The sequence below is a fragment of the Streptomyces sp. TAA486 genome, assembly GCF_000426165.1.
Window position 1 is genome coordinate 151,161 of record NZ_AUEV01000018.1, and the last position, 20,121, is coordinate 171,281.

19 protein-coding genes and 1 riboswitch are annotated in these 20,121 nt (G+C 67.9%); of the genes, 10 read left to right on the forward strand and 9 right to left on the reverse strand.

All coding sequences use genetic code 11. The features are described 5' to 3' along the window. The first annotated feature begins 85 nt into the window (after positions 1-85). From I004_RS0124070 to I004_RS0124085, 4 genes are all read left to right on the forward strand, one after another. Positions 86-844, forward strand: a complete 759-nt coding sequence (locus tag I004_RS0124070) for a MerR family transcriptional regulator (protein ID WP_028437596.1) — start codon at positions 86-88, stop codon at positions 842-844. A 444-nt stretch (positions 845-1,288) separates the two neighbouring features. Next, a complete protein-coding gene (locus tag I004_RS0124075; protein ID WP_028437597.1) occupies positions 1,289-2,755 on the forward strand; it encodes an aldehyde dehydrogenase family protein in 1,467 nt (488 codons plus the stop codon). 42 nt (positions 2,756-2,797) lie between these two features. Further along, positions 2,798-4,408 carry a GMC oxidoreductase gene (locus I004_RS0124080; RefSeq protein WP_028437598.1) on the forward strand — a complete coding sequence of 537 codons (1,611 nt, stop codon included), beginning with the start codon at positions 2,798-2,800 and terminating at the stop codon, positions 4,406-4,408. Next, the gene (locus I004_RS0124085; protein WP_028437599.1) at positions 4,405-5,892 is read left to right on the forward strand and encodes an amino acid permease; all 1,488 of its coding nucleotides are present in this window, start codon (positions 4,405-4,407) and stop codon (positions 5,890-5,892) included. The genes I004_RS0124080 and I004_RS0124085 overlap by 4 nt, the downstream gene beginning before the upstream one ends. Positions 5,893-5,943: 51 nt before the next feature. Here I004_RS0124085 and I004_RS0124090 read toward each other — a convergent pair whose 3' ends face one another. Continuing rightward, complete coding sequence (locus tag I004_RS0124090; RefSeq protein WP_028437600.1) at positions 5,944-6,771, reverse strand: SDR family NAD(P)-dependent oxidoreductase; 828 nt, start codon at positions 6,769-6,771, stop codon at positions 5,944-5,946. 193 nt (positions 6,772-6,964) lie between these two features. Here I004_RS0124090 and I004_RS0124095 point away from each other — a divergent pair, with 193 nt between their 5' ends. Further along, positions 6,965-7,876 (forward strand): serine hydrolase, encoded by a 912-nt coding sequence (locus tag I004_RS0124095; protein ID WP_028437601.1) that lies wholly within the window; start codon positions 6,965-6,967, stop codon positions 7,874-7,876. A gap of 226 nt (positions 7,877-8,102) precedes the next feature. Here the strand turns inward: I004_RS0124095 and I004_RS0124100 are convergent, their stop codons facing one another. Continuing rightward, positions 8,103-9,398, reverse strand: a complete 1,296-nt coding sequence (locus tag I004_RS0124100; protein ID WP_051345368.1) for a PP2C family protein-serine/threonine phosphatase — start codon at positions 9,396-9,398, stop codon at positions 8,103-8,105. A gap of 156 nt (positions 9,399-9,554) precedes the next feature. Further along, positions 9,555-10,481, reverse strand: a complete 927-nt coding sequence (locus I004_RS0124105; protein ID WP_028437603.1) for a Rieske (2Fe-2S) protein — start codon at positions 10,479-10,481, stop codon at positions 9,555-9,557. 759 nt (positions 10,482-11,240) lie between these two features. Beyond that, positions 11,241-11,399, forward strand: a riboswitch (cyclic di-AMP (ydaO/yuaA leader). Between the two features lie 338 nt (positions 11,400-11,737). On the opposite strand from I004_RS0124105, the gene I004_RS35730 reads away from it, so the two are divergent. Then, positions 11,738-12,682 (forward strand): peptidoglycan DD-metalloendopeptidase family protein, encoded by a 945-nt coding sequence (locus I004_RS35730; protein ID WP_051345378.1) that lies wholly within the window; start codon positions 11,738-11,740, stop codon positions 12,680-12,682. Between the two features lie 631 nt (positions 12,683-13,313). After that, positions 13,314-14,324, forward strand: coding sequence for an aldo/keto reductase (locus tag I004_RS35735; RefSeq protein WP_051345369.1), 1,011 nt, complete (start codon positions 13,314-13,316; stop codon positions 14,322-14,324). A 117-nt stretch (positions 14,325-14,441) separates the two neighbouring features. On the opposite strand, the gene I004_RS0124125 is transcribed toward I004_RS35735, so the two are convergent. From I004_RS0124125 to I004_RS0124135, 3 genes are all read right to left on the reverse strand, one after another. Continuing rightward, positions 14,442-14,867: a PPOX class F420-dependent oxidoreductase gene (locus I004_RS0124125; protein WP_028437604.1), complete on the reverse strand. Its 426-nt coding sequence runs from the start codon at positions 14,865-14,867 to the stop codon at positions 14,442-14,444. A 66-nt stretch (positions 14,868-14,933) separates the two neighbouring features. Beyond that, positions 14,934-15,146: a DUF397 domain-containing protein gene (locus I004_RS0124130; RefSeq protein ID WP_028437605.1), complete on the reverse strand. Its 213-nt coding sequence runs from the start codon at positions 15,144-15,146 to the stop codon at positions 14,934-14,936. Beyond that, on the reverse strand, positions 15,130-15,978 hold the full coding sequence (locus I004_RS0124135) for a Scr1 family TA system antitoxin-like transcriptional regulator (RefSeq protein WP_028437606.1): 849 nt from the start codon (positions 15,976-15,978) through the stop codon (positions 15,130-15,132). The genes I004_RS0124130 and I004_RS0124135 overlap by 17 nt, the downstream gene beginning before the upstream one ends. Before the next feature lie 120 nt (positions 15,979-16,098). Here I004_RS0124135 and I004_RS35740 point away from each other — a divergent pair, with 120 nt between their 5' ends. Both I004_RS35740 and I004_RS38445 read left to right on the forward strand, forming a co-directional pair. Beyond that, the gene (locus tag I004_RS35740) at positions 16,099-16,569 is read left to right on the forward strand and encodes an ATP-binding protein (protein ID WP_078511733.1); all 471 of its coding nucleotides are present in this window, start codon (positions 16,099-16,101) and stop codon (positions 16,567-16,569) included. Positions 16,570-16,579: 10 nt separating this feature from the next. Next, positions 16,580-16,999, forward strand: coding sequence for a (deoxy)nucleoside triphosphate pyrophosphohydrolase (locus I004_RS38445; RefSeq protein WP_078511735.1), 420 nt, complete (start codon positions 16,580-16,582; stop codon positions 16,997-16,999). Here I004_RS38445 and I004_RS39620 read toward each other — a convergent pair. Then, positions 16,996-17,961 (reverse strand): hypothetical protein, encoded by a 966-nt coding sequence (locus tag I004_RS39620; protein ID WP_158677081.1) that lies wholly within the window; start codon positions 17,959-17,961, stop codon positions 16,996-16,998. The two genes, I004_RS38445 and I004_RS39620, sit on opposite strands and share 4 nt — an antisense overlap. Before the next feature lie 9 nt (positions 17,962-17,970). Beyond that, positions 17,971-18,969, reverse strand: coding sequence for an SRA domain-containing endonuclease (locus tag I004_RS39625; RefSeq protein WP_158677082.1), 999 nt, complete (start codon positions 18,967-18,969; stop codon positions 17,971-17,973). A gap of 106 nt (positions 18,970-19,075) precedes the next feature. Here I004_RS39625 and I004_RS37695 point away from each other — a divergent pair, with 106 nt between their 5' ends. Then, the gene (locus tag I004_RS37695) at positions 19,076-19,375 is read left to right on the forward strand and encodes a PIG-L deacetylase family protein (protein ID WP_486580189.1); all 300 of its coding nucleotides are present in this window, start codon (positions 19,076-19,078) and stop codon (positions 19,373-19,375) included. 230 nt (positions 19,376-19,605) lie between these two features. Here the strand turns inward: I004_RS37695 and I004_RS35750 are convergent, their stop codons facing one another. Next, on the reverse strand, positions 19,606-20,076 hold the full coding sequence (locus I004_RS35750; RefSeq protein ID WP_486580190.1) for an SseB family protein: 471 nt from the start codon (positions 20,074-20,076) through the stop codon (positions 19,606-19,608). Positions 20,077-20,121: the final 45 nt, after the last annotated feature.

Sequence of the window (20,121 nt, forward strand, 5' to 3'; positions counted from 1 at the left end):
CGGCGATGGCCGTCCCGAGAAATTCCGCTTGCACCTCACGTCACGTGAGGACTCATCGTGAAGTGCGTACGAGAGAGGAGCGCAGATGAGCTACTCCGTGGGAAAGGTCGCCGGAGTCGCCGGGGTGACCGTGCGCACGCTGCACCACTACGACGAGATCGGCCTGCTGGTGCCCAGCGAGCGCAGCCACGCCGGCCACCGCCTGTACGGCGATGCCGACCTGGACCGGCTCCAGCAGATCCTTTTCTACCGGGAGCTCGGCTTTCCGCTCGAAGAGGTGGCGGCCCTGCTCGACGACCCGGACGTGGACCCGCGGGAACACCTGCGGCGGCAGCACGAACTGCTGCGTTCGAGGATCGAGAAGCTGCAGAAGATGGCCGCCGCCGTCGAACACGCGATGGAGGCACGGAAGATGGGCATCAACCTCACGCCCGAGGAGAAGTTCGAAGTCTTCGGGGACAACGACCCCGACCAGTACGCGGAGGAGACCCAGCAGCGCTGGGGCGACACCGACGCGTACCGCGAGTCGCAGCGCAGAACGGCTTCCTACACCAAGGAGGACTGGCTGCGGATCAAGGAGGAAGGCGAGGAGTGGAGCCGCCGCTTCACCGAACAGATGGACAGTGGTGAAGGACCCGAGTCCGAGGCGGCGATGGACCTGGCCGAGGAGCACAGGCAGCAGATCTCCCGCAATTTCTACGAGTGCCCGTACGAGATGCACACCTGCCTCGGCGAGATGTACGTCGCGGACGAGCGTTTCACCGCGTACTACGAGGCGATCAAGCCGGGGATGGCCGAGTACCTGCGGGACGCGATCCTCGCGAACGGCGCACGCCGCGTCTGAGTTCCGGAGAAACCAGTCCGGGACCGAGTCCTCGTGTGAAGCCCCGCTCCGGGAACCGGGCCGGACCGTCATGCCGGCGGTCCGGTGGCCCGGCAGTCCGACGGGTTCCCGGGGCAGGGGCAACCGGCGTGCGGCCCCGTCCACTCACGTGGGTCCCGGCATCCTCACCCGTCTGGGGCCTGACGGCCCTCCGCCGTGTGACGGAAGCTGTCGCGTACGACGCACCCGGGCGGGCCCCCGCCGGGCCCGCCCTGCGGCGGCTCCGGGCCGTGGCCAACTCCGTTCACGCGCTCGCCCGTTCTTAGACCACCTGGGTCAACATCCCCTCCCCAAGTCCCCCCGTTCGGTGCGCCCCGTAGGAGGCGGCCTCGCCCCGCACGATGTTGGAGCGGTCATGCCGAGATCGGGGGCGACGAACACCACGGGCAAGTGAGGGGTTTCGCGATGGCCGAGCTGTATATCGACGGTGAATGGACCGGAGGCGTCTCGGGCCGATCGCGGGACGTGATCAATCCGTTCGACGGCAGGGTCATCACGAGTGTCGCCGAGGGCGACGAGACGGACGTCGACATCGCCGTACGGGCCGCCAAGCGGGCCTTCGAACGCGCCGACTGGGCATGGGCGCCCGCCCGCCGGCGCGCCGACGTCCTCTACCGCGTGCACGAACTGCTCCTGCGTGACCTGGAGCAACTGGCCCGTATGGAAACCCTGGACACCGGAAAGACGCTGACCGAGTCGCGCCTCGACATCGAGGACATCGCGAGCGCCTTCCGCTACTTCTCCGAGATCGTGGGCAAGGAGGCCGGCCGCGTCGTCGACGTCGGACCGGACGTGCTGAGCCGGGTCGTGTACCAGCCCGTCGGCGTATGTGCGCTGATCTCGCCGTGGAACTACCCGCTGCTCCAGACCTCGTGGAAGGTCGCGCCCGCACTCGCCGCGGGAAACACCTTCGTTCTCAAGCCGAGCGAGATCACGCCGCTGACGACGATCGCGCTGATGGGCCTCCTGGAGGAGGCCGGCACCCCGCCGGGCGTCGCCAACCTCGTGCTGGGCGCGGGCCCCACCGTAGGAGCCGCCATGACCTCCCACCCGGAGGTCGACATGGTCTCCTTCACCGGCGGGCTGGCGACCGGCCGGAAGATCATGGAGAACGCGGCGTCCGGCGTGAAGAACATCGCCCTGGAACTGGGCGGCAAGAACCCCAACATCATCTTCGACGACTCCGACTTCGAAGCCGCGCTCGACTACGCGCTGGACGCCGCCTTCCTGCACTCCGGGCAGGTCTGCTCGGCCGGCTCACGCCTCATCGTCCAGTACGGCGTCCACGACCGCTTCGTGTCCGAACTCGCCTCCAGGGCCGAGGCGATCCGCCTCGGCAACGGTCTGGAGCCGATGACCGAGAGCGGCCCCCTCGTCTCCGCCGAGCACCGCGCGAAGGTGGAGAGCTATCTGGAGATCGCACGCATGGACGGGGCCCGGCTCGTGACCGGCGGCCGGCGTCCCGACGATCCCGAACTGGCCAGCGGATTCTTCCTGTTGCCCACCGTGTACGCCGACTGCAAGTCGACGATGCGCATCGTGCAGGAGGAGGTCTTCGGGCCCGTCGTGACGGTGGAGCGCTTCTACACCGAGGAGGAGGCGCTGGAGCTGGCCAACGACACGCGCTACGGGCTGGCCGGCGGCGTGTGGACCAACGACGCGGGACGCGCCCAACGGGTGGCCAACAGGCTGCGCCACGGCACCGTCTGGATCAACGACTTCCATCCGTACGTGCCGCAGGCCGAGTGGGGCGGCTTCGGCAGGTCCGGCATCGGACGGGAGCTCGGGCCGACCGGGCTGCGCGAGTACCAGGAGGCCAAGCACATCTACCACAACCTCTCGCCGGCGCCGTCCGGATGGTTCAAGGGCTGAGGCACGGGACAAGGCCGGTCACCGGCGGAGAAGAGAACGCAGATGGCAGACACGCCGGCAACGGGCGGGTCCGGCAGGGACGACGACGCCTACGACTACGTGATCGTCGGCGGCGGCACCGCCGGCTGTGTGCTGGCCGCGCGGCTGAGCGAGGACCCGCACTGCCGGGTGTGCGTCATCGAGGGCGGTCCCAGCGACGTCGGAGACGAGAACGTGCTGAAGCTGCGGAACTGGATCAATCTCCTCGACACCGACTACGACTACCGCTATCCCACGGTCGAACAGCCCCGCGGCAACTCGCACATCCTGCACTCACGGGCACGCGTGCTGGGCGGCTGCTCCTCCCACAACACCCTCATCAGCTTCCTGCCCTTCCCGCACGAGCTGGAGGAGTGGGTGCGCGCCGGCGCAGCCGGCTGGGACGCCGGGACGCTGCTTCCGTACCGGCACCGGCTGCGGAACTCGATCCGCCCCGTGGCCGAGAAGGACCGCAATCCCGTCGCGCACGACTTCATCACCGCCGCGGTCGACGCCCTCGACGTGCCCGTCGTCGACGACTTCAACGCCCATCCCTTCACCGAGGGCGCCGGATTCTTCTCCTTGGCCTACGACCCGGCCACCGGGCACCGCTCGTCGGCGTCCGTCGCCTATCTGCACCCCGTCATGCACCGTTCCAACCTGACGCTGAAGCTGGAGAGTTGGGCGTACCGCCTGCTGCGCGACGGGGACGGCCGCCTCACCCGGGTCAGGGTCCGGTACGCCGACGGGTCGGACGGCACGGTGCGCGCCCAGCGCGAACTGCTGTTGTGCGCGGGGGCGATCGACACCCCGAGGCTGCTGATGCTCTCCGGCATCGGCCCCGCCGACGAACTGCGCTCGCTGGGCATCGACGTCCTCACCGATCTGCCCGGCGTGGGGGAGAACCTGCTCGACCACCCGGAGTCGGTCATCGTCTGGGAGACGGCGGGCCCGCTGCCGCCCAACTCCGCGATGGACTCCGACGCGGGCCTGTTCGTACGGCGCGACGCCGCCGAGCCCGGCCCTGACCTGATGTTCCACTTCTACCAGGTGCCGTTCACCCGCAACACCGAGCGCCTCGGCCTGCCGACACCCCCGTACGGGGTGTGCATGACGCCGAACGTGCCCAAGTCCCGCTCCCGGGGGAGGCTTTGGCTGCGAAGCGCCGACCCGGGGGAGAAACCCGCCCTGGACTTCCGCTACTTCACCGACCCGCAGGGCTACGACGAGCGCACCATCGTGGACGGCCTGCGCATCGCCCGCGAGGTGGCCGCGACCGGGCCGCTGCGTGACTGGCTGGTGCGGGAGACCGCCCCCGGTCCCGACGTGACCACCGACGCGGAGCTGTCCGAGTACGGGCGGCGCGCGGCGCACACCGTCTACCACCCGGCGGGCACGTGCCGGATGGGCGGCGCCGGCGACGCGGGCGCGGTCCTCGATCCGCTGCTGCGGCTGCGCGGCGAAGAGGGAGTACGGGTGGTCGACGCGTCCGTCTTCCCGGACCTGCCGATCGTCAACCCGATGGTCACCGTGCTGCTCGTCGCCGAGCGTGCCGTGGATCTGATCACCGGCCGGGCCGGTCCCACACCGGCGTCGGCCGGTGGAAGCAACGTGCTGGGAGAGGAGCAGCGATGACGGACGCCGGAAGTTCCCCCGCGGCAGGCGGACAAGGTGGAAGCGGCGGGGGGAGCGCCGAGCACGGCTCCGAGTTCCGCAAGGAGATGGGACCCTGGGCGAACTTCGCGCTCGGTTTCACCTACCTCTCCCCCGTGGTGAGCACCTACACCCTCTTCGCGACGGCGCTGGCCACCGGCGGTCCCCCGATGATCTGGGCGTTCGTGCTGGCAGGCGCCGGGCAGTTCCTCGTGGCGCTCGTCTTCGGTGAGACCGTCGCGCAGTACCCCATCGCGGGCGGCGTCTACCCGTGGGCGCGCCGCCTGTGGGGCATCCGCTGGGCGTGGATGACCGGTTGGGTCTACATGTGGGCGCTGCTGGTCACGATCACCGCCGTCGCATACGGAGCCGGGCCGTTCATCGCGATCCTCTTCGGCCTCGGAGCGTCCGTGCACACCACGGTGTTGTGCACCGTGGCGCTCATCGTGATCGCCGCGCTCATCAACTACGCGGGCACGAAGGCTCTTTCGAAGGCCGCCATCATCGGCTTCAGCGCGGAGCTCATCGGCGCCGTCGTCGTGGGCGTGTGGCTCCTGGCAACGCACCGGTTCCACGGGCTCGGCGTCCTCTTCGACAACTTCGGTGCGACGGAGGGCGGTTCGTATCTGCCGGCGTTCCTCGCGGCGGCAATCATCGGCTTCTACCAGTACTACGGATTCGAGGCGTGCGGGGACCTCGCCGAGGAGGTCGCGCGCCCGGGAGTGGTCATCCCCAAGGCGATGCGCCGCACCGTGTACGTCGGAGGCGCGGCGGCGTCGTTCACCTGCCTGTCGCTGCTTCTTGCCGTCTCCGACTACAAGGCGGTGATCGCGGGCAAGGACACCGACCCGGTCGTGCGTGTGCTCTTCGACGCGCTGGGCGAGTTCGGGGCCCGCACGGTCATGGGCGTCGTGCTCATCTCGTTCCTGTCCTGCACGGTCAGCCTTCAGGCCGCCGCGGGGCGCCTCATCTACTCCTACGCACGGGACAAGATGATCGTCGGGCACCAGGTGCTGCGCTCGTTCTCCTACGCCCGTGCCGTGCCGCACAACGCGTTGCTGGTGGCCGCCGTCATCCCGACGGTCATCGCCTTCGGTTCGCTGATCTCCGAGGACGCCCTCACCAAGATCGTCTCGTTCGCCATCCTCGGGATCTACGGCTCGTTCCAGATGGTCGTACTCGCCGCGCTGCGCGCACGGTTGAAGGGCTGGCGGCCCAACGGGGAGTTCCAGCTGGGGCGCTGGGGGATGCTCATCAACGCCGGGGCGCTCGCTTACGGCATCTTCGCGATCATCAACATCTCCTGGGCGCGCAACCCGGACCAGTCCTGGTTCGAGAACTGGATCGTGCTGCTGTGCGGCGGCGTGGTCGTCGGCACGGGCCTGCTGTACATGTTCACGACGCACCACTACGGGCGCAGCGATGCACCCGCGGGCGACGCGATTCCGGAGCGCTCCAAGGTGTGAACCGGCGCGCGGGCCCGACTGGGGTCGCGCCCGACGATCGTCCACGGGAGCTCAGGGCACCAGCCGCGCGGTCATCCGGGCGAGCCGGGCCCGCGCCTCCGGTTCGTACGCCTGGCTGTGAGCGGCGGCCTCGGTGAAGCGGTGGAAGTAGCGCCCGGTGACGCCCTCCAGTTCCGGGTCGTCGATCAGCCGGCGCACCGCCGTCACCCCGTCCTCCACGTCCGACTGCGGCGTCACCGAGATCTGGCGCACCATGTCGGTGTCCATGAGCGAGGCGGGGTGCACGGCGTTGACCGTGACAAGGTCGGCCTTCTCCTCCGCGGCGAGGTCGAACACCGACATGATCAGCGCGACCTTGCTGCGGCAGTACGCGAGCAGCCCGTCGTAGTGCCGCTCCGTCATGAGGTCCTCGAAGTCGAGCGGCTCCTGCCCCGCGGAGGCGACGCCGACGACGCGCGCCGGCGCCGATTCCTCCAGCAGCGGGAGCAGCCGTCGGGTCAGCACGAGCGGTGCCAGGTAGTTCACCGCGAAGCGCAACTCCAGCCCCTGGGCGCTGACTTGCCGCAGCGTCCGGTCCGGGCCGCCGCCCACCGCCGCGTTGTTGACGAGGACGTCGAGTCTGCCGCCCTCGTCGAGGAGCGTGTCCGCGAGAGCACGCACCTGCTCCAGATCGGCGAGGTCCGCGGGCATGCCGCGCACATCTGCTTGCGGCACGGCCCTGCGCAGGTCTGCTACTGCGAGCCCCACTCGTGTACGGTCCCGTCCGTGCAGCAGCAATGTGTCGCCGCCCGCTGCCAGTTCACGGGCGAGGCGGTGGCCCATGCCCCTTGTGCTGCCGGTGACAAGGATCGTTCTGCCTTGCGTCGGGCGCGGATTCATCTGATGCCTCTTCCTCCTCGTCGTCGACCGCCCGGTCCGGCGGACCAGGAGGAACTGATGTACGGAACGGTCCGGTGCAACCAAACGGGGCGTTGCGTTGTCCTTGGGGCAACGAACCTTTATTCACGGGGTGGCCGCCCGCAGGGACGCGGGCGGCCGTCAACCCCGCCACGGACGATGGAGCTTCGAGTTGATGCGTGTATCCAAGAGGGCCCGCCGGGTCGGCGCTGTGGCGGTGGCGGCCGGAGCCCTGCTGGCCGCGGGACCCTTCGTCTTCCCGGCGCAGGCGGCCGGCCCCTCCGGCATCAAGGCCAAGGGCGCCTTCCTGCTGGACAACGCGTCCGGTGAGGAGCTGTGGGGCAAGAGCTCCGACACCAAGCGTCAGATGGCCAGCACCACGAAGGTCATGACGGCCGCCGTCGTGGTCAGCTCCGGCGTCGACCTGGACCGCACGATCACGGTCAAGAAGGCATACCGCGACTACGTCACCCAGTGGGGCGGCAGCACCGCGGACCTGAGGACGGGCGACAAGCTGAAGCTGCGGCAGCTCCTGTACGCGATGCTGCTCCCCTCCGGCTGCGACGCCGCGATGGCGCTGGCCGACGCCGTCGGCAAGGGCAGCTCCACGAACGCCCGCGTCAGCTCCTTCATCGGGAAGATGAACGCGAAGGCGAGCCAGCTCGGCATGAAGAACACCCAGTTCGACTCCTTCGACGGCATCTCGAAGAAGGGGCTGAACCAGTCGACGCCGCGCGACATGGCCAAGCTGGGCAAGTACGCCCTGGGCAGCACGAACATCCGCAAGGTCGCGAAGTCCACCTCGACGCAGCAGAAGGCGACCAACGGCCGCACCTACACCTGGTACAACTCCAACCAGCTGCTCGGCTCGTACAAGGGCGTCATCGGCATCAAGACCGGCACGGGCACCAAGGCCGGGCCGTGCCTCGTCTTCGCGGCGGAGCGCAACGGCCGCGCGATCGGCGGAGTGATCCTCAACAGCAGCGCCCGCTACACGGACGCGAAGAAGATGCTGGACTGGTCGCTGGAGCAGCAGACCCCGAAGCTCGACCTCCGCTCGCTGCCGGAGGGCGCGGAGCGCGACTGACGCGACCCGGGCGAGTGACGCTCCCTGCGCGGACGGACAGGCCGTGCGGGGAGCGGGAGCCCCCGGGCTCCGTCGGCGCGAGGACGGGGCCGGGCGCCGGCATCTGGCGTGCACCGCTCCGGGCCGCTCGGCCCGCGTGGCCCGCACCATCCGAGTCATCCGCACCACGCGGGGGCGGCCGTCACCGTACGGCCGCCCCCGGTCCGGTTCCGGGGGCCCGTGCGGGTCACTGCGTGGAGGCGGCGTGCGCGGACGCATCGTGCGCGGACGCATCGTGCTGGAGGACGACGATCACCAGGTCGTCGTTGATCGACTCGGCCCACCGCGTGACGTCCTTGTGCACGAAGGAGACGACCTCCGACGGATCGACGGTCTCGGGCTTGCCTCGGATGTGTCCGCCGCCCCCGCTTCTCCCGGCCTTCGAGGCGCCCGCGTAGCGCTCCTCGAGCCGCTGCCCCAGCGGGTAGAAGTCACCGTCGGGCCTCCGCGCCTCCGTGACCCCGTCGGAGTACGCGATCAGCGCCTCGCCCTCGGCCAGTTCGTACGTCGTCTCCCTCGGCGGCCCGTGCGGTGAGAGGTCGCCGAGCCCCAGCGGCAGGGCTGGCTCGGGGTTCACGGGTGCGACGCCCTCCGGGCCACCGAGCCGGAACACCGGCGGATGCCCGCGGTTCAGAATCCGCACGCACCCTCCATCCGAGGGGAACTCCAGCAGCACCGCCGTGGCGAACATCTCCTGGGCCCAGCCGCGCGGCGTTCCCCTGACGGGGACGGCCAGCGATCCGCCCACCTCCATGTCCTCCCGGTCCATGGCCATAGCCGCCTCGATGCGTACGGCCACGTCCGACAGCGTCGCGCAGGACATGGCCGCCTCCCGGAACGAGGAGGTGATCGTCGCGACGCCCTCGGTCGCCCCGATGCCCTTGCCCCGTACGTCGCCGATCACGGCCCGCACCCCGTACGGCGTCGGCCGGACGCTGTAGAGGTCGCCGCCGATGAGAGCGGCCTCGTCGGCGGCGCGGTAGATGCCCGCGAGGCGCACATGGCGCAGCCGTTCCGGCAGGGGCCGCAGCAGCGCCCGCTGGGTGGCCTCGGCGACGGCCTGCACCTGTACGAGCCGAAGCGTCGTGCGTTCGAGGATCATGGCCAGCAGCGCGGAGAAGCCGGTGACCAGGACGAGAGTGATGATGGGGCCCGCGACGTTGTCCGGATACACGTCCGTCAGGGCCACGTGCATTCCCGCCAGCAGACCGATCGACAGGGCGCCGATGACGAGCGTCCCGGCCGGCCGGGACAGCAGCGCCGCCAGGACGACGGCCGCGGTGAGGAACGAGGCGAACGAGTAGCGGGTCGGGGTCAGCAGCTCCAGGACGAGCGCCAGCACGACCAGCCCGGGTGGGAGGGCCTTCACCCAATTCGGCAGCCAGTCCGTGCGCCGCGCTCCCGCCACACGCCTGGCGAACGCACCGTCCGGAAGCCTCAGGCGTTCCAGGATGCGTGTGGTGCCCGTGCCTCCCGCGTCCACGTCTGTCGTTTCCTTCCGACTGGGTGCGCCGCTGTCGCTTCCGCTCCGGCTCCTCTCAGTCTCTGCCACGGGTGCCGATCCGGCTCGGCGTCCGGGTCCGGGCGGCCGACGGGGTGAGGGAAGGCCCAGTGGCCGCGGCGGGGGACCACCGCCGGTTCAGGCGAGGCGCGCCTCCACCTGCCCGTCCACGTGCCGCGTCTCGAAGACGGGCTGGGGGGACGTGGCAGGTCCGCCCACGTTCCAGCCGTCCGAGAGCCTGAAGACGCTGCCGTGCCAGGGGCAGCGGACGCACCCGTCGACGATCTCCCCCTGCGACAGCGGGCCCGCCATGTGGCTGCACCGGTCCGCGAGTACGTGCACGGCGTTGCCGCTCGCCCGCACGACGAGCACCGGGGTCTCGCCGACGGTCCGCCGCACCGCCTTCCCGACCGGGAGATCCGTGACCGCGCCAAGGGTGTGCCAGCCGGGCTCCGTGCGCACCGGGATGTCCTCGGCGTGGTTGACGGCCGCTGCCTGCCGGTAGGCCAGGTGCCCTCCGAGCGCGCCGCCGACCGAGACGGCCGCGAGCCCGGCGTACCCGAGGGCCCGCCCGCGTACGGAACGGCCGCGCACGCGCGCGCCCAGCGAGGACGCGTACAGGAGGATCGCGGTGGAATTGGCGAGCGCGTGCACGAGGCCGACGCGCATCTGCGGTTTGCGCAGCTCGGCCCAGTCGACCCATCCGGTCACCGCGGCGGGCACGGCGGCGACGAGCCCTGTGGCGATCAGCATCGCGGGCGCGTAATGCCTGCGCTTGCCAGGAATCAGGTCCAGGACGGCGGCGGAGAACCATGTGCCGAGCGGGATCTGCACGAGGGCAGGATGCAGAGGGTGGCCCAGCCAGTGGCCGTGCAGCAGGTCGCGGTCCTCGTCGCTGAGGGGGAGTGCGTGCACGGCTCGCTGGATTCCCTGGACGGGAGGGTCCAGCCGTGTGTCGTGCTCGGTCTTCTCGATGGCGGCGAGCACGCGTCCCTGCCGCTCGGAGTCGGGCAGCACGGAGCGCAGCGCGCTGGCGCAGGCAAGCAGCTTCTGTGAATAGGACATACAGCCCGGTTCCCGTCAGGAACGGGAACAAACCGTGACATGGAGGGCACGGCGGGTGGGTGGTCGGGTGCTTGGGCCGGTCGGATTGCGGCAGTCGGCCCGGCCTCGCCCGGTCGCGTGGAGCCGGTTGGCGGAGGGGTGCGGGTGCGGGACGGGCGGCCCGCAGCTGCCTCGATGGTGCACGCGGCTCGTGGGCTCGGTCTCCCCCAGCGGGACGAGGACGTGGCTCGTCCGTATGCGGGTCTGGTGCACGCGACGTCTGCGGAGTCGCCCCCATCGTCGTGCCGCCGAACTGCCGCTGAACGACCGTGTGCCGCAAGGGTGTTCGCCTTGGGCTGCGGGTGGGGCCCGCGGGGGTCGGGGCAGTTGTCGCGGGTGCGGTCCGTGTCGGCGAGGCCGGGGTGCGTACGGGCCGGACCGAACTGCCGCAGTGAAGCGCCCGTTCGGCGTTCCGGTCGGTGTGCTGCTCCCCGGCGAGACATCGGGTCGGGACACCAAGCAGAAGGAACCGCCCTTCACGGACGGTTCACCCGTCACGCACCGCGACCCCACGAGCGATGCTGGGTGACCGCGTGCCCCAATTGGTCCTTACTGTCCAGGAACCTGCATGTCATGCAGCTACAAATCTCACCGGAACCGCTTGGAATCTCAGCTGCGGCTCTATTAACGTTCCATAACGCAGCGCGGTCGTCACTGCCGTCACGAGAGACGGCTCCGTGCGCCGTCGCCGAATCCTGAAAGTGCACCACCCCGAGCCACAACTCGATATCGCTGCACCAAGGGAACCGGGGAACCACCCCCTGCCACACGGCAGGGATGGGGTGAATCGGCAAGTTCCGCCCACGGGCGGGCAGTTCGTAGGAGACCTTCCTGCTCCGAACCCGTCAGCTAACCCGGTAGGCGAGAAGGAAGGAAAGGAGAACGCCCCCGTGGCGTCCAACAGGCATGCCCCCGAGGGCACGTATGACCCGTACCTCGACGACGAAGAGTCCGACAGATACGGCCAATACGGCTCTTACGGCAACGACGACCCGCACCAGCAGTCCGGCAGCTTCGACTACTTCGAGCAGGCCGACCGGTACAGCCAGTTCGACGCGTCGGGCCAGTACGGCCAGTACGACGCGTACGCCTCGCAGCTGACCGAGACGTACGGCACGGACGGCACGTACGGGTACGGGACCGACGGGGCATACGCCACGCAGGAGTTCGCGGCGCCCTCGCCCGAATACGGCACGTACGACTTCGGCCAGGGCGAGATGCCCCCCGTGCCGAACGCCTTCGACGCCGCCGCGGGTGCCGCCCCCGGCGAGGAGTGGAACCCCACCGAGGACTCCGTGCGGCCCGTACGCGGGCGGCACAAGCTCGCCAAGCAGCGCGGCGGCAGCATGGCCCGCAGCAGTGCCGTCCTCGGCGTCGGCATGATCGCTGCGGTGGGCGCCGGCGGAATCGCCACGGCGCAGGAGAAGCCCTCAACGGCGATCTCCATGCCGGACGTGGCGGAGAAGGCCAAGGAGCTCCCGGGCGTCAAGCTGCTCGCCGGCGGTTCCGAAGAGAACGTCGCAGGTCAGCCGCTCACGCAGGCGGCCCTCACGGCAAGTGACGCCAAGGAGGGCCAGACCGACGCGGGCGAGGCGCTGCGCTCCCGCATCCTCCAGCAGGCCCAGTCGCAGCAGTCGCAGGCCGAGGCCTCCGCGCGCGACGCAGCCATCGAGGAGGCGCAGGCCAAGGCCGCGAAGGCCCAGAACAAGGCCGAGGCCGAGAAGCGCCAGAAGGCGGAGGACGCCCGCCTGGCCAAGCTCGCCAAGAGCTTCAAGCTTCCCGTCTCCGGCTACCAGCTCACCTCTCAGTTCGGCGAAGCCGGCAGCCTGTGGTCCAACGGCCACACGGGCACGGACTTCGCGGCCTCCTCCGGTACGCCGATCCGCGCGATCCACTCCGGCACGATCAAGGAGGCGGGCTGGGCCGGCTCGTTCGGCTACCGCACCATCCTCCAGCTGGACGACGGGACGGAACTCTGGTTCGCCCATCAGTCGTCGATGAACGTCTCGGCGGGTCAGAAGGTCCGTACGGGCGAAATGATCGGCCGCGTCGGCTCCACCGGGAACGTCACAGGTGCTCACCTGCACCTGGAGGTCCACCCCGGCGGCGGCACCGCGATCGACCCGGCCGCGTGGCTGCGGGGCAAGGGCCTCACGCCCTGACACCGCTGCGACGGGAGGGGCGGCCGTCCGCGGGCTCCCCTCCCGTACGCCACACCGACACCGTCACCATTCCCGACACCGCTTCGGCGGCGGTCCGCCGTCAGCGCCGACGTCATACGCACCCCTACTCGTACGCACGCGCATCACGCGCATAGGGCGTACGCACAGCGGTATACCCGCCCTCCGGGCGTACGCCGCATCTCACATCTCCACATGCACGACGACTGCCCGTCGCGATGACCTATCGCGCCGCCGCCGCCTCGCACCGTCGAGGTGCGCTGGACCACGCACAACTCGCCCATGCCCCTCGGCGTACACAAAGGAGGGGACGAGGCGGCGGCGGACGGGGGCCCTCTCCTGCGAGCACGGCCCCGCCCCCCAAGTGCCGGCGGCCCTGGTGGACCACCCCCCGACGCCAGGGCCGCCGGTCTTTCCATGCGCGGGTTCGCGAGGGACGTCGGGTTCGCGAGGCGATTCGTGAGGTGCGCGGGGCCGCGGGTTCGTGAAGTGCGCGGGGTCGCGGGTTCGCGAGGCGCACGGGGTTCGCGAGGCGCGAGGTGCGTAGGTTACCGATGCGTCCGCGCTGAGAAAGGCATGGGCGGGTGACCGGGCAGGGCGCTACGGTCGGCACATGTCTGAGCCCAATTCCCTTGATCCGACGGCCCCGACGACCGGCGGGCTCTCCTCGCGCCGTCCGCTCGGGCGGCTCTCCGTATCGCCGCTGTGCCTCGGCGGCAACGTCTTCGGCTGGACGGCCGACGAGGCCGCCTCGTTCGACGTCCTCGACACCTACACCGCGGCGGGCGGCAACTTCATCGACACCGCCGACGTCTACTCCGGCAAGCGGCACGGCGTCGACGGCGGCATGGACTCCGAGACCGTCATCGGAAACTGGACGGCGGCGCGCGGCAACCGCGACGACGTCGTCATCGCGACCAAGGTGGGCGCTCACCCCGAGCGCAAGGGACTCTCCGCCGCCAACATCAAGGCCGCGGCGGATGATTCGCTACGCCGGCTCCGCACCGACCGCATCGACCTCTACTACACGCACTTCGACGACGAGAGCACCGAGGTCTCCGAGATCGTCTCCGCGCTCGACGACCTCGTACGCGCGGGAAAGGTCCGTGAGATCGGCGCGTCCAACATCTCACCGGAACGTCTCGAAGCCTCCCTCGACTTCAGCGCCGAGGCCGGCGCCGGCACGGCCCGCTACGCCGCGCTCCAGCCGCACTACAACCTCGTCTCGCGCGACACCTACGAAGGCCCCCTGGCGGAGCTCGCCCAGCGCCGGCAACTCGCGGTCATGCCGTACTTCGCGCTGGCCATGGGCTTCCTCACCGGCAAGTACCGTGCGGAGCAGGGCGGTTCGGCGGGTACGGGAGCAAGCCCGCGCGCCGAGCGCGCCTCGAAGTATCTGGAGACGGAGAGCGGCCCCCGCGTACTCGCCGCCCTCGACCGGATCGCCGAGGCCCGGGGCGTCGCCCACGCGACGATCGCCATCGCCTGGCTTCTCACCCGGCCCACCGTCACCTCCCCGATCGCCAGCGCCCGCTCACGCGAGCAACTCCTGCCGCTGCTGGCACTCGACGAGGTCCGACTGACCCCGCAGGAGACGCAGCTTCTGACGGAGGCGTCGGCGTAGGGCGGTTGATGGCGGGGAGCCGTGACGCCGGCTTTCAGGGTCCGGGTCGGGCGGACCCGAGCCGGACCCGGAATCACCGGACCCGGAATCAGTATCAGTGGAGAAGGGAAGCCTCGCTCAGCGCTGGAGGGGCTGCCCGTACGCGTGGTCGATGCCGAGGCGTACGACCAGGCGCCGGTCGGCGACCATCGCCGTACGGTACTCGTCCCAGTCGGGATGCTCGCCCTGGATCGCGCGGAAGACGTCGATCAGCTCCTCGACCGTGTCGTCCTGCGGGTCGGTGGCGACCGGCGTCAGCTCCGCGTTGCCCTCAGCCACCGTCCAGGCCCAGCCGTCGTTGCTCCTGACGTGGAAGCTGGCGCGCGGATCGCGCAGGAGATTCCGCGTCTTGGCGCGGTCCGCCGTGACGGAGATCCGGATGAGCCGACGGGCCGAGTCATAGGTGTAGTTGACGTTCGACAACTGCGGCCGCCCGTCCCGCTTCAGAGTCACGAGCACGCCCAACTTGTGCTCGGCGAGCAGCGCGAGCAGTTCTTCGTCCACGAGCCTCGGCCTGTCCTCTCGGTCTGTCCGGGCCGTCCGCCCGGAGGCGTTGCCGGGGTGCGCCCGTCAGAACTGCCGGCGCTTGACGGCGTCCACGAACGCGCCCCAACCGCCGGCGGGAAACACCACGACGGCGCCGACGCTACCGGCCCGCTTGCTGTCCCGTACGGGAACGACACCGGGCAGGCCACGAGCGACCTCGACGCAGTTACCCCCGTCCCCGTTGCTGTAGCTGCTCTTGTGCCAGGCGGCACCGCTCAGATCAACGTGAGTCGTCATTTGCGTAGTCCTCTGCAGCGGCCTCAATCATCGTCAGGGACGCCCTGGGAGGTGACGCGGCGGCCCTCAGCAGATCGTACGACTTGGTGTACTTCTTCACGAGCGCCGAATCATCGATGGTCTGCCCGCTGTGCAGCGACTCCGTATAGGCCAGTGCCGGAGCATCGTCAAAGGTCATCAACATGACCGATCCGATCATGAAGGGGTGCGCCCCGGCGTTCAACGGCAGCACCTGCGTAATGATGCGTGCCCTCCGGGCCAGCGCGGCGATGTGCTCGAACTGCTCGGCCATGGCACCTGACTCCATGATCGGCTGACGCAGCAGCAACTCGTGCAGAATCACCCAGTATTCGGGCGTCTTCGGGTCGTCGAAGACCGCGGCGCGCTCCAGCCGTGCGCTCACCTTCTTGTCGACGTCCTCGGCCAGGTCGAGCGGGTACTGCGCCCGTACGACGGCACGCGCGTACGCATCGGTCTGCAGCAGTCCGGGAATCAGAGTCGGCGCCCACTCGTCGATCGTGCGGGCCCGCCTCTCCTGTTCGACGACGTCGGCGAAGTACGCGGCATGGCCGTTCTGGCGGGCCTTCCGCGCGTCCTCGCAGCGCCGCTCGAAGAACCCATCAGTGTCTAGGAGTTGATCGGCGTGGCGCGCGAGATCCAGCGGCATACGACGGTCGCCCATCTCGATCTGGCTCAGAAACGCGACGCTGTAGAAACAGCCCTCCGCCAACTCCTGGAGTGTGAACCCGGCGTTCTCCCGCTTCCAGCGCAACTCAGCCCCGTAGAACGCGGGCACACTGGCCGCCGCATCGACGTCCTTGCGTGGTGGCATGGTTGATGACCTCCGCATTCAGCACGGGTTGCCGCTGAACCTGAACCCCTGTCACATTACGCAGCGGGCTTCCACTCTGTGAGTGATACGTCACAGAGCGCACCGAAAGGCTGTGGACCGATGACCGGCGGCGAAGAACGTCCCGCCCTCGCGGAGCTCGAACGGCAACACCTGACGCGCAGGTGCTGCGTCACCCTGACGATTCCGCTCCTCGCGGAACCCGAAGCCCTCTCGCCGGCACGCCACCGCATCGGCGCCTACTTCGAACTGTGGGGCCTGCCCGAACTCGCTGATACGGCGCGGCTCTGCGTCAGCGAACTCCTCACCAACGCGATCGTCCACGTCGGTCCCGGCACCCCAGTCACCCTCCACGCCTCCATGGCCGGCGCGAACCCTCGGATTTCGCTCACTGACCTGGCGCCTGACAGTCCCCCCACTCTCCAGCACGCCCCGGACCACGCCGAATCCGGCCGCGGACTAGCCCTCTTGGACGCTCTGACTCTCCGCTGGGGCGTAGACCTCAGCGCTTCCACTAAGACGGTCTGGTGCGAGCTGGACGCGAATGCCGAGGGCGCGCTGCTGAACAAATAGGCTTCCGCTCATGGCATATGCGGAAGAAGAGCCTCGCCTGGTGGTCGGGGGTGCCGTGATTGACAAGGGAAGGCTGCTGGCCGCCCGGCGATCAGCTCCTGCTGCGCTGGCGGGCCGTTGGGAACTACCGGGGGGCAAGGTCGAGCTTGGTGAGACACCCCAACAAGCGCTGGTACGCGAGTTTAAGGAGGAACTCGGTATCGTCATCGAGCCACTTGAGCGCGTGGCGGGGGCGTGGCCCCTGCAAGCAGGTTTGATCTTGCATGTCTGGCAGGCAAAGCTTCTAAGAGGAGAGCCTTATCCACTTCAAGATCACGACAAGATTCTGTGGTTGGCCGTAGAAGAGGCGCTTGATATTGAATGGCTGGAGCCGGATCGTCCCGCGGTGGCTGAAGTTATCAAGAGGCTGAGCGGACGAAAAATGAACTAGGTAGTCGGCAACGTGAAGTAGGGCCGGGGCCAATTCACCATCTGTTCCACTTCAGCCGCGTAGATGTGGGTGACTATAAGCGCACTTAGACTATTAGGGTCGAACAACGATCGTAAGACTGTAGCCTCGTCCCCTGAAAGGATGTCGTCTTCGAGGATTGCTTTGATGAAGTCGAGGTTCACGCCTAGTAGCTGCGCTATATAAGCGAATTCAGGAGTCATCGACGCCCGTTTGAACAAATGGTCCTTGAGGCGTGCGCAAAAATCCAGAGTGGCCTTCCCTCGGTCGCTGATGTAGTAGTCACCACCGAGGAGTTCACCGCTCTCGATCATGCCTGTTATGAAGAGGCGTTGTATTTCCCCCTTGAGGATGTCGCCGCCAAATCCCACGCCGGCGGCTGTCTTCCTTAGACTCTGATACCCGTGAGACGCAACATGCGACAGTATTGCTAGGGGGTAGCCAGGGTGTAGAGATGTGGCCAAACGGACGAGGTCGCCGCGATTCATACCGCCCAATACCACCTGTAGTAGAAGATCTCTAGTGATCTCTTCTTGCAGCATGCTATAGGTGGCTTCTCGCGAGACCTCGTCGTCTGCATTGAAGTCGCTAGGAACCCAGAAAACACGGAGTTGAGCTAATTGCTTTCCCATGATGGGCCGGTATGAAGCAGCGACTTCGCTCACCCTGGTCATGTTGGCCGTAGTGTGCTTCGCTATGTATATTGCAGCGCCTACGTCGGAATCTGTGAGTAACGTTCTAAAGTCCTTGTCGATCCCGTCCCTGTCATGGCCCCAGAGGGTCTGGCCTGAAACTAACTTTGACCAGTCTCTCTTCAAATCGCAAGAAAAATCGAACAGCTTGCGACTGCCCTCCTTGTATGCATACAGGCCCGACCTTGAGGAATCTTGCAGGATTCTCAGTGCAGAGTCCGACAGAAACTCGTGCTCAGGTGATGTGGGCATTGGTAGTTCCTAGGCTCGACTAATCAAGGTGGTAACGTCTCCTGCAAAGTCTTCACCCGCTTGATAAACCAGCAATATGTTCTCAGCTTGCAGGAAATCTTGCAGGTCGTCGCAAGGCATGTTAGGCAATGCAACGGCGAGGCGGGGATTTTTCGGCTCTATGTGTCGACGGTAATCCTTCAACTGCCCCACGGCCATGCGGATATCTTCACGACTGCATGACCCCCTGAGTGAGTAGAGCACGTGATTTGTCTCGTCATAGAGATCTGTCTTCAGGGTCGAACTCGTTCCGGCAGGCTTTATTTGGTACGCAAAAAGTCTACAGCCTCGCTGCTCTAGAAAGTTTCGATAGCGCTGGGTAAGTTCATTCTTTCGGTGCTCGGTTCTGGTGCTGGGTTGTGCAGACCGTCTGCTTGTTCCTGTTTTCCCCTCCTCTGGTTCAGCAAGTGCCGCCGCAGTCACCTGGGAAGATACTTTCAGGATCTCGGTCTGGGATGCCCGGGTGATGGTGTCCTTGGGTGAGTGTTGAAAAGCACCCATGGGACGCATTCGAAACACAATTATGCGGCGACGATCCCCCTGTTCGTCGCTTCCTTCGCGAATTATGTAAGGCTGACCCTTGTCGAGTTCAAACTGACCTAGAAAGCGTTGTTGCTTCGCCGCAGACTTAGACCCAGGGACTCGGCCTTCGGCCATGAATAGTAGGAGGGATCGTCTCTCGTCTACGTGCCTCAAGATTGCCTTGTTTCGGGAACCAGCCTGACCGAAAAACGTTTGATGACCTATGGCCCCTCGGCCCGTATATTCGAAGATTGGGCCTAAGTCGTCCTCTTCGGCAAGCCAACCGTCTTCGTAACCGTATTTTGCGCCGCTGTGGTGATCGACGTAAATGAGGATGAAGGGTGACGTTTTTGAAGGAACGATGCCTTCCTGGCTTCCGCCGCCGTACCTCTTCTGGTTCTCATCTCGGGTTGTCAGTTGGCCAGGCGTCAGCGTCACGCGATTCATGGGAGGACGTTATCGGACCAGTCTGACTAGCACACTGGCGGCGACGGGTTGCGGAAGCTGCGTGGGCCATCAGGGGCGAGAGGCGGGGTCGTTCAGAATGTCCCCCATGCCCACCCTCGTCGCCCTCCACGGCCACCCCGACGACGAAGTCCTGCTCGTCGGCGGAACCTTGGTCGGGGCAGCGGCCGAATGCCACCGGGTCGTGGTTGTCGTGGCTACGGACGGGCTCATAGGGGAAGCGCCGGAGGGCGAGGCACCGCGGCGGATGGGCGAGTTGAGGGCAAGTGCGGCGGTGCTGGGCGCGGCGTGGGTCGTGCACCTCGGGTACGCGGACAGCGGTAATGGGAAGGAGTTGTATCCGGATCCGCCTGCCCCGGATCCGGTTCGTACGGGCGGACACCGATGAGGCCGCGCGGCGAGTGGCGGAGGTGCTGCGTGAGGAAGACGCCGATGTGCTGCTCAGCTACGACGCCAACGGCGGCAACGGGCACCGGAACCATGTGAAGGTGCACCACGTCGGGGAACGGGCCGCCGAACTGGCGGGGACGCCACGCGTGGGCGGGGCTGTCGCTCTCGTACGGGCCTGTAGAGGCCGGTCCTGGCAGAGGAGCAGAGGGAAGCCAGGGCCAGGTGTGCTCAACGGCTCCTGGTGCGGCCTCCGTTGGCCGCATACGCGTCGGCCGTCGCCCTGTCCGGGACGATGCCCGCCACGGGCGGCAGCACCTTGCCGTCGTCCGCGCCGGCGTCCAGCGCCACGCCGCAGGGCCGGCCGGCCGCGGGTACGACGAAGTCGAGGAGCTTCCAGCCCATCACCTTGCGGTGATCCCAGATCTGTTTGCCCTCCTCCTCGGAGGTGCCGGGCTGTCGCATGCCGATGTCGGCGTCGCTGCCGTTCTTCGCGAACGCGGCCATGAGCTTCTCGTCGGAGAAGGCGAGGAGCCAGCGGATTCCGTCGACTTCGGCGGACCAGATGCCGCCCTGGTCGTCCATCGGTACGAGCAGGGTGCTGTGGCGGATGCCTTTGAGGAAAGCGGCGAACTCGGGCCCTCCGGCGGCCGCTTGTTCTCGGATCTGCTGCTGGGCAGCCACCAAGTCGGTCAGTTGCACGACCGCCCCCAACCCTCTGCTGCCACTCCCGTACCGATGGGGGGC

Coding starts and splice junctions, on each gene's coding strand:
- I004_RS0124070 (WP_028437596.1), top strand. CDS start 86: ATGAGCTACTCCGTGGGAAAGGTCGCCGGAGTCGCCGGGGTGACCGTG.
- I004_RS0124075 (WP_028437597.1), top strand. CDS start 1,289: ATGGCCGAGCTGTATATCGACGGTGAATGGACCGGAGGCGTCTCGGGC.
- I004_RS0124080 (WP_028437598.1), top strand. CDS start 2,798: ATGGCAGACACGCCGGCAACGGGCGGGTCCGGCAGGGACGACGACGCC.
- I004_RS0124085 (WP_028437599.1), top strand. CDS start 4,405: ATGACGGACGCCGGAAGTTCCCCCGCGGCAGGCGGACAAGGTGGAAGC.
- I004_RS0124090 (WP_028437600.1), bottom strand. CDS start 6,771: ATGAATCCGCGCCCGACGCAAGGCAGAACGATCCTTGTCACCGGCAGC.
- I004_RS0124095 (WP_028437601.1), top strand. CDS start 6,965: ATGCGTGTATCCAAGAGGGCCCGCCGGGTCGGCGCTGTGGCGGTGGCG.
- I004_RS0124105 (WP_028437603.1), bottom strand. CDS start 10,481: ATGTCCTATTCACAGAAGCTGCTTGCCTGCGCCAGCGCGCTGCGCTCC.
- I004_RS35730 (WP_051345378.1), top strand. CDS start 11,738: ATGCCCCCCGTGCCGAACGCCTTCGACGCCGCCGCGGGTGCCGCCCCC.
- I004_RS35735 (WP_051345369.1), top strand. CDS start 13,314: ATGTCTGAGCCCAATTCCCTTGATCCGACGGCCCCGACGACCGGCGGG.
- I004_RS0124130 (WP_028437605.1), bottom strand. CDS start 15,146: ATGACGACTCACGTTGATCTGAGCGGTGCCGCCTGGCACAAGAGCAGC.
- I004_RS0124135 (WP_028437606.1), bottom strand. CDS start 15,978: ATGCCACCACGCAAGGACGTCGATGCGGCGGCCAGTGTGCCCGCGTTC.
- I004_RS35740 (WP_078511733.1), top strand. CDS start 16,099: ATGACCGGCGGCGAAGAACGTCCCGCCCTCGCGGAGCTCGAACGGCAA.
- I004_RS38445 (WP_078511735.1), top strand. CDS start 16,580: ATGGCATATGCGGAAGAAGAGCCTCGCCTGGTGGTCGGGGGTGCCGTG.
- I004_RS39620 (WP_158677081.1), bottom strand. CDS start 17,961: ATGCCCACATCACCTGAGCACGAGTTTCTGTCGGACTCTGCACTGAGA.
- I004_RS39625 (WP_158677082.1), bottom strand. CDS start 18,969: ATGAATCGCGTGACGCTGACGCCTGGCCAACTGACAACCCGAGATGAG.
- I004_RS37695 (WP_486580189.1), top strand. CDS start 19,076: ATGCCCACCCTCGTCGCCCTCCACGGCCACCCCGACGACGAAGTCCTG.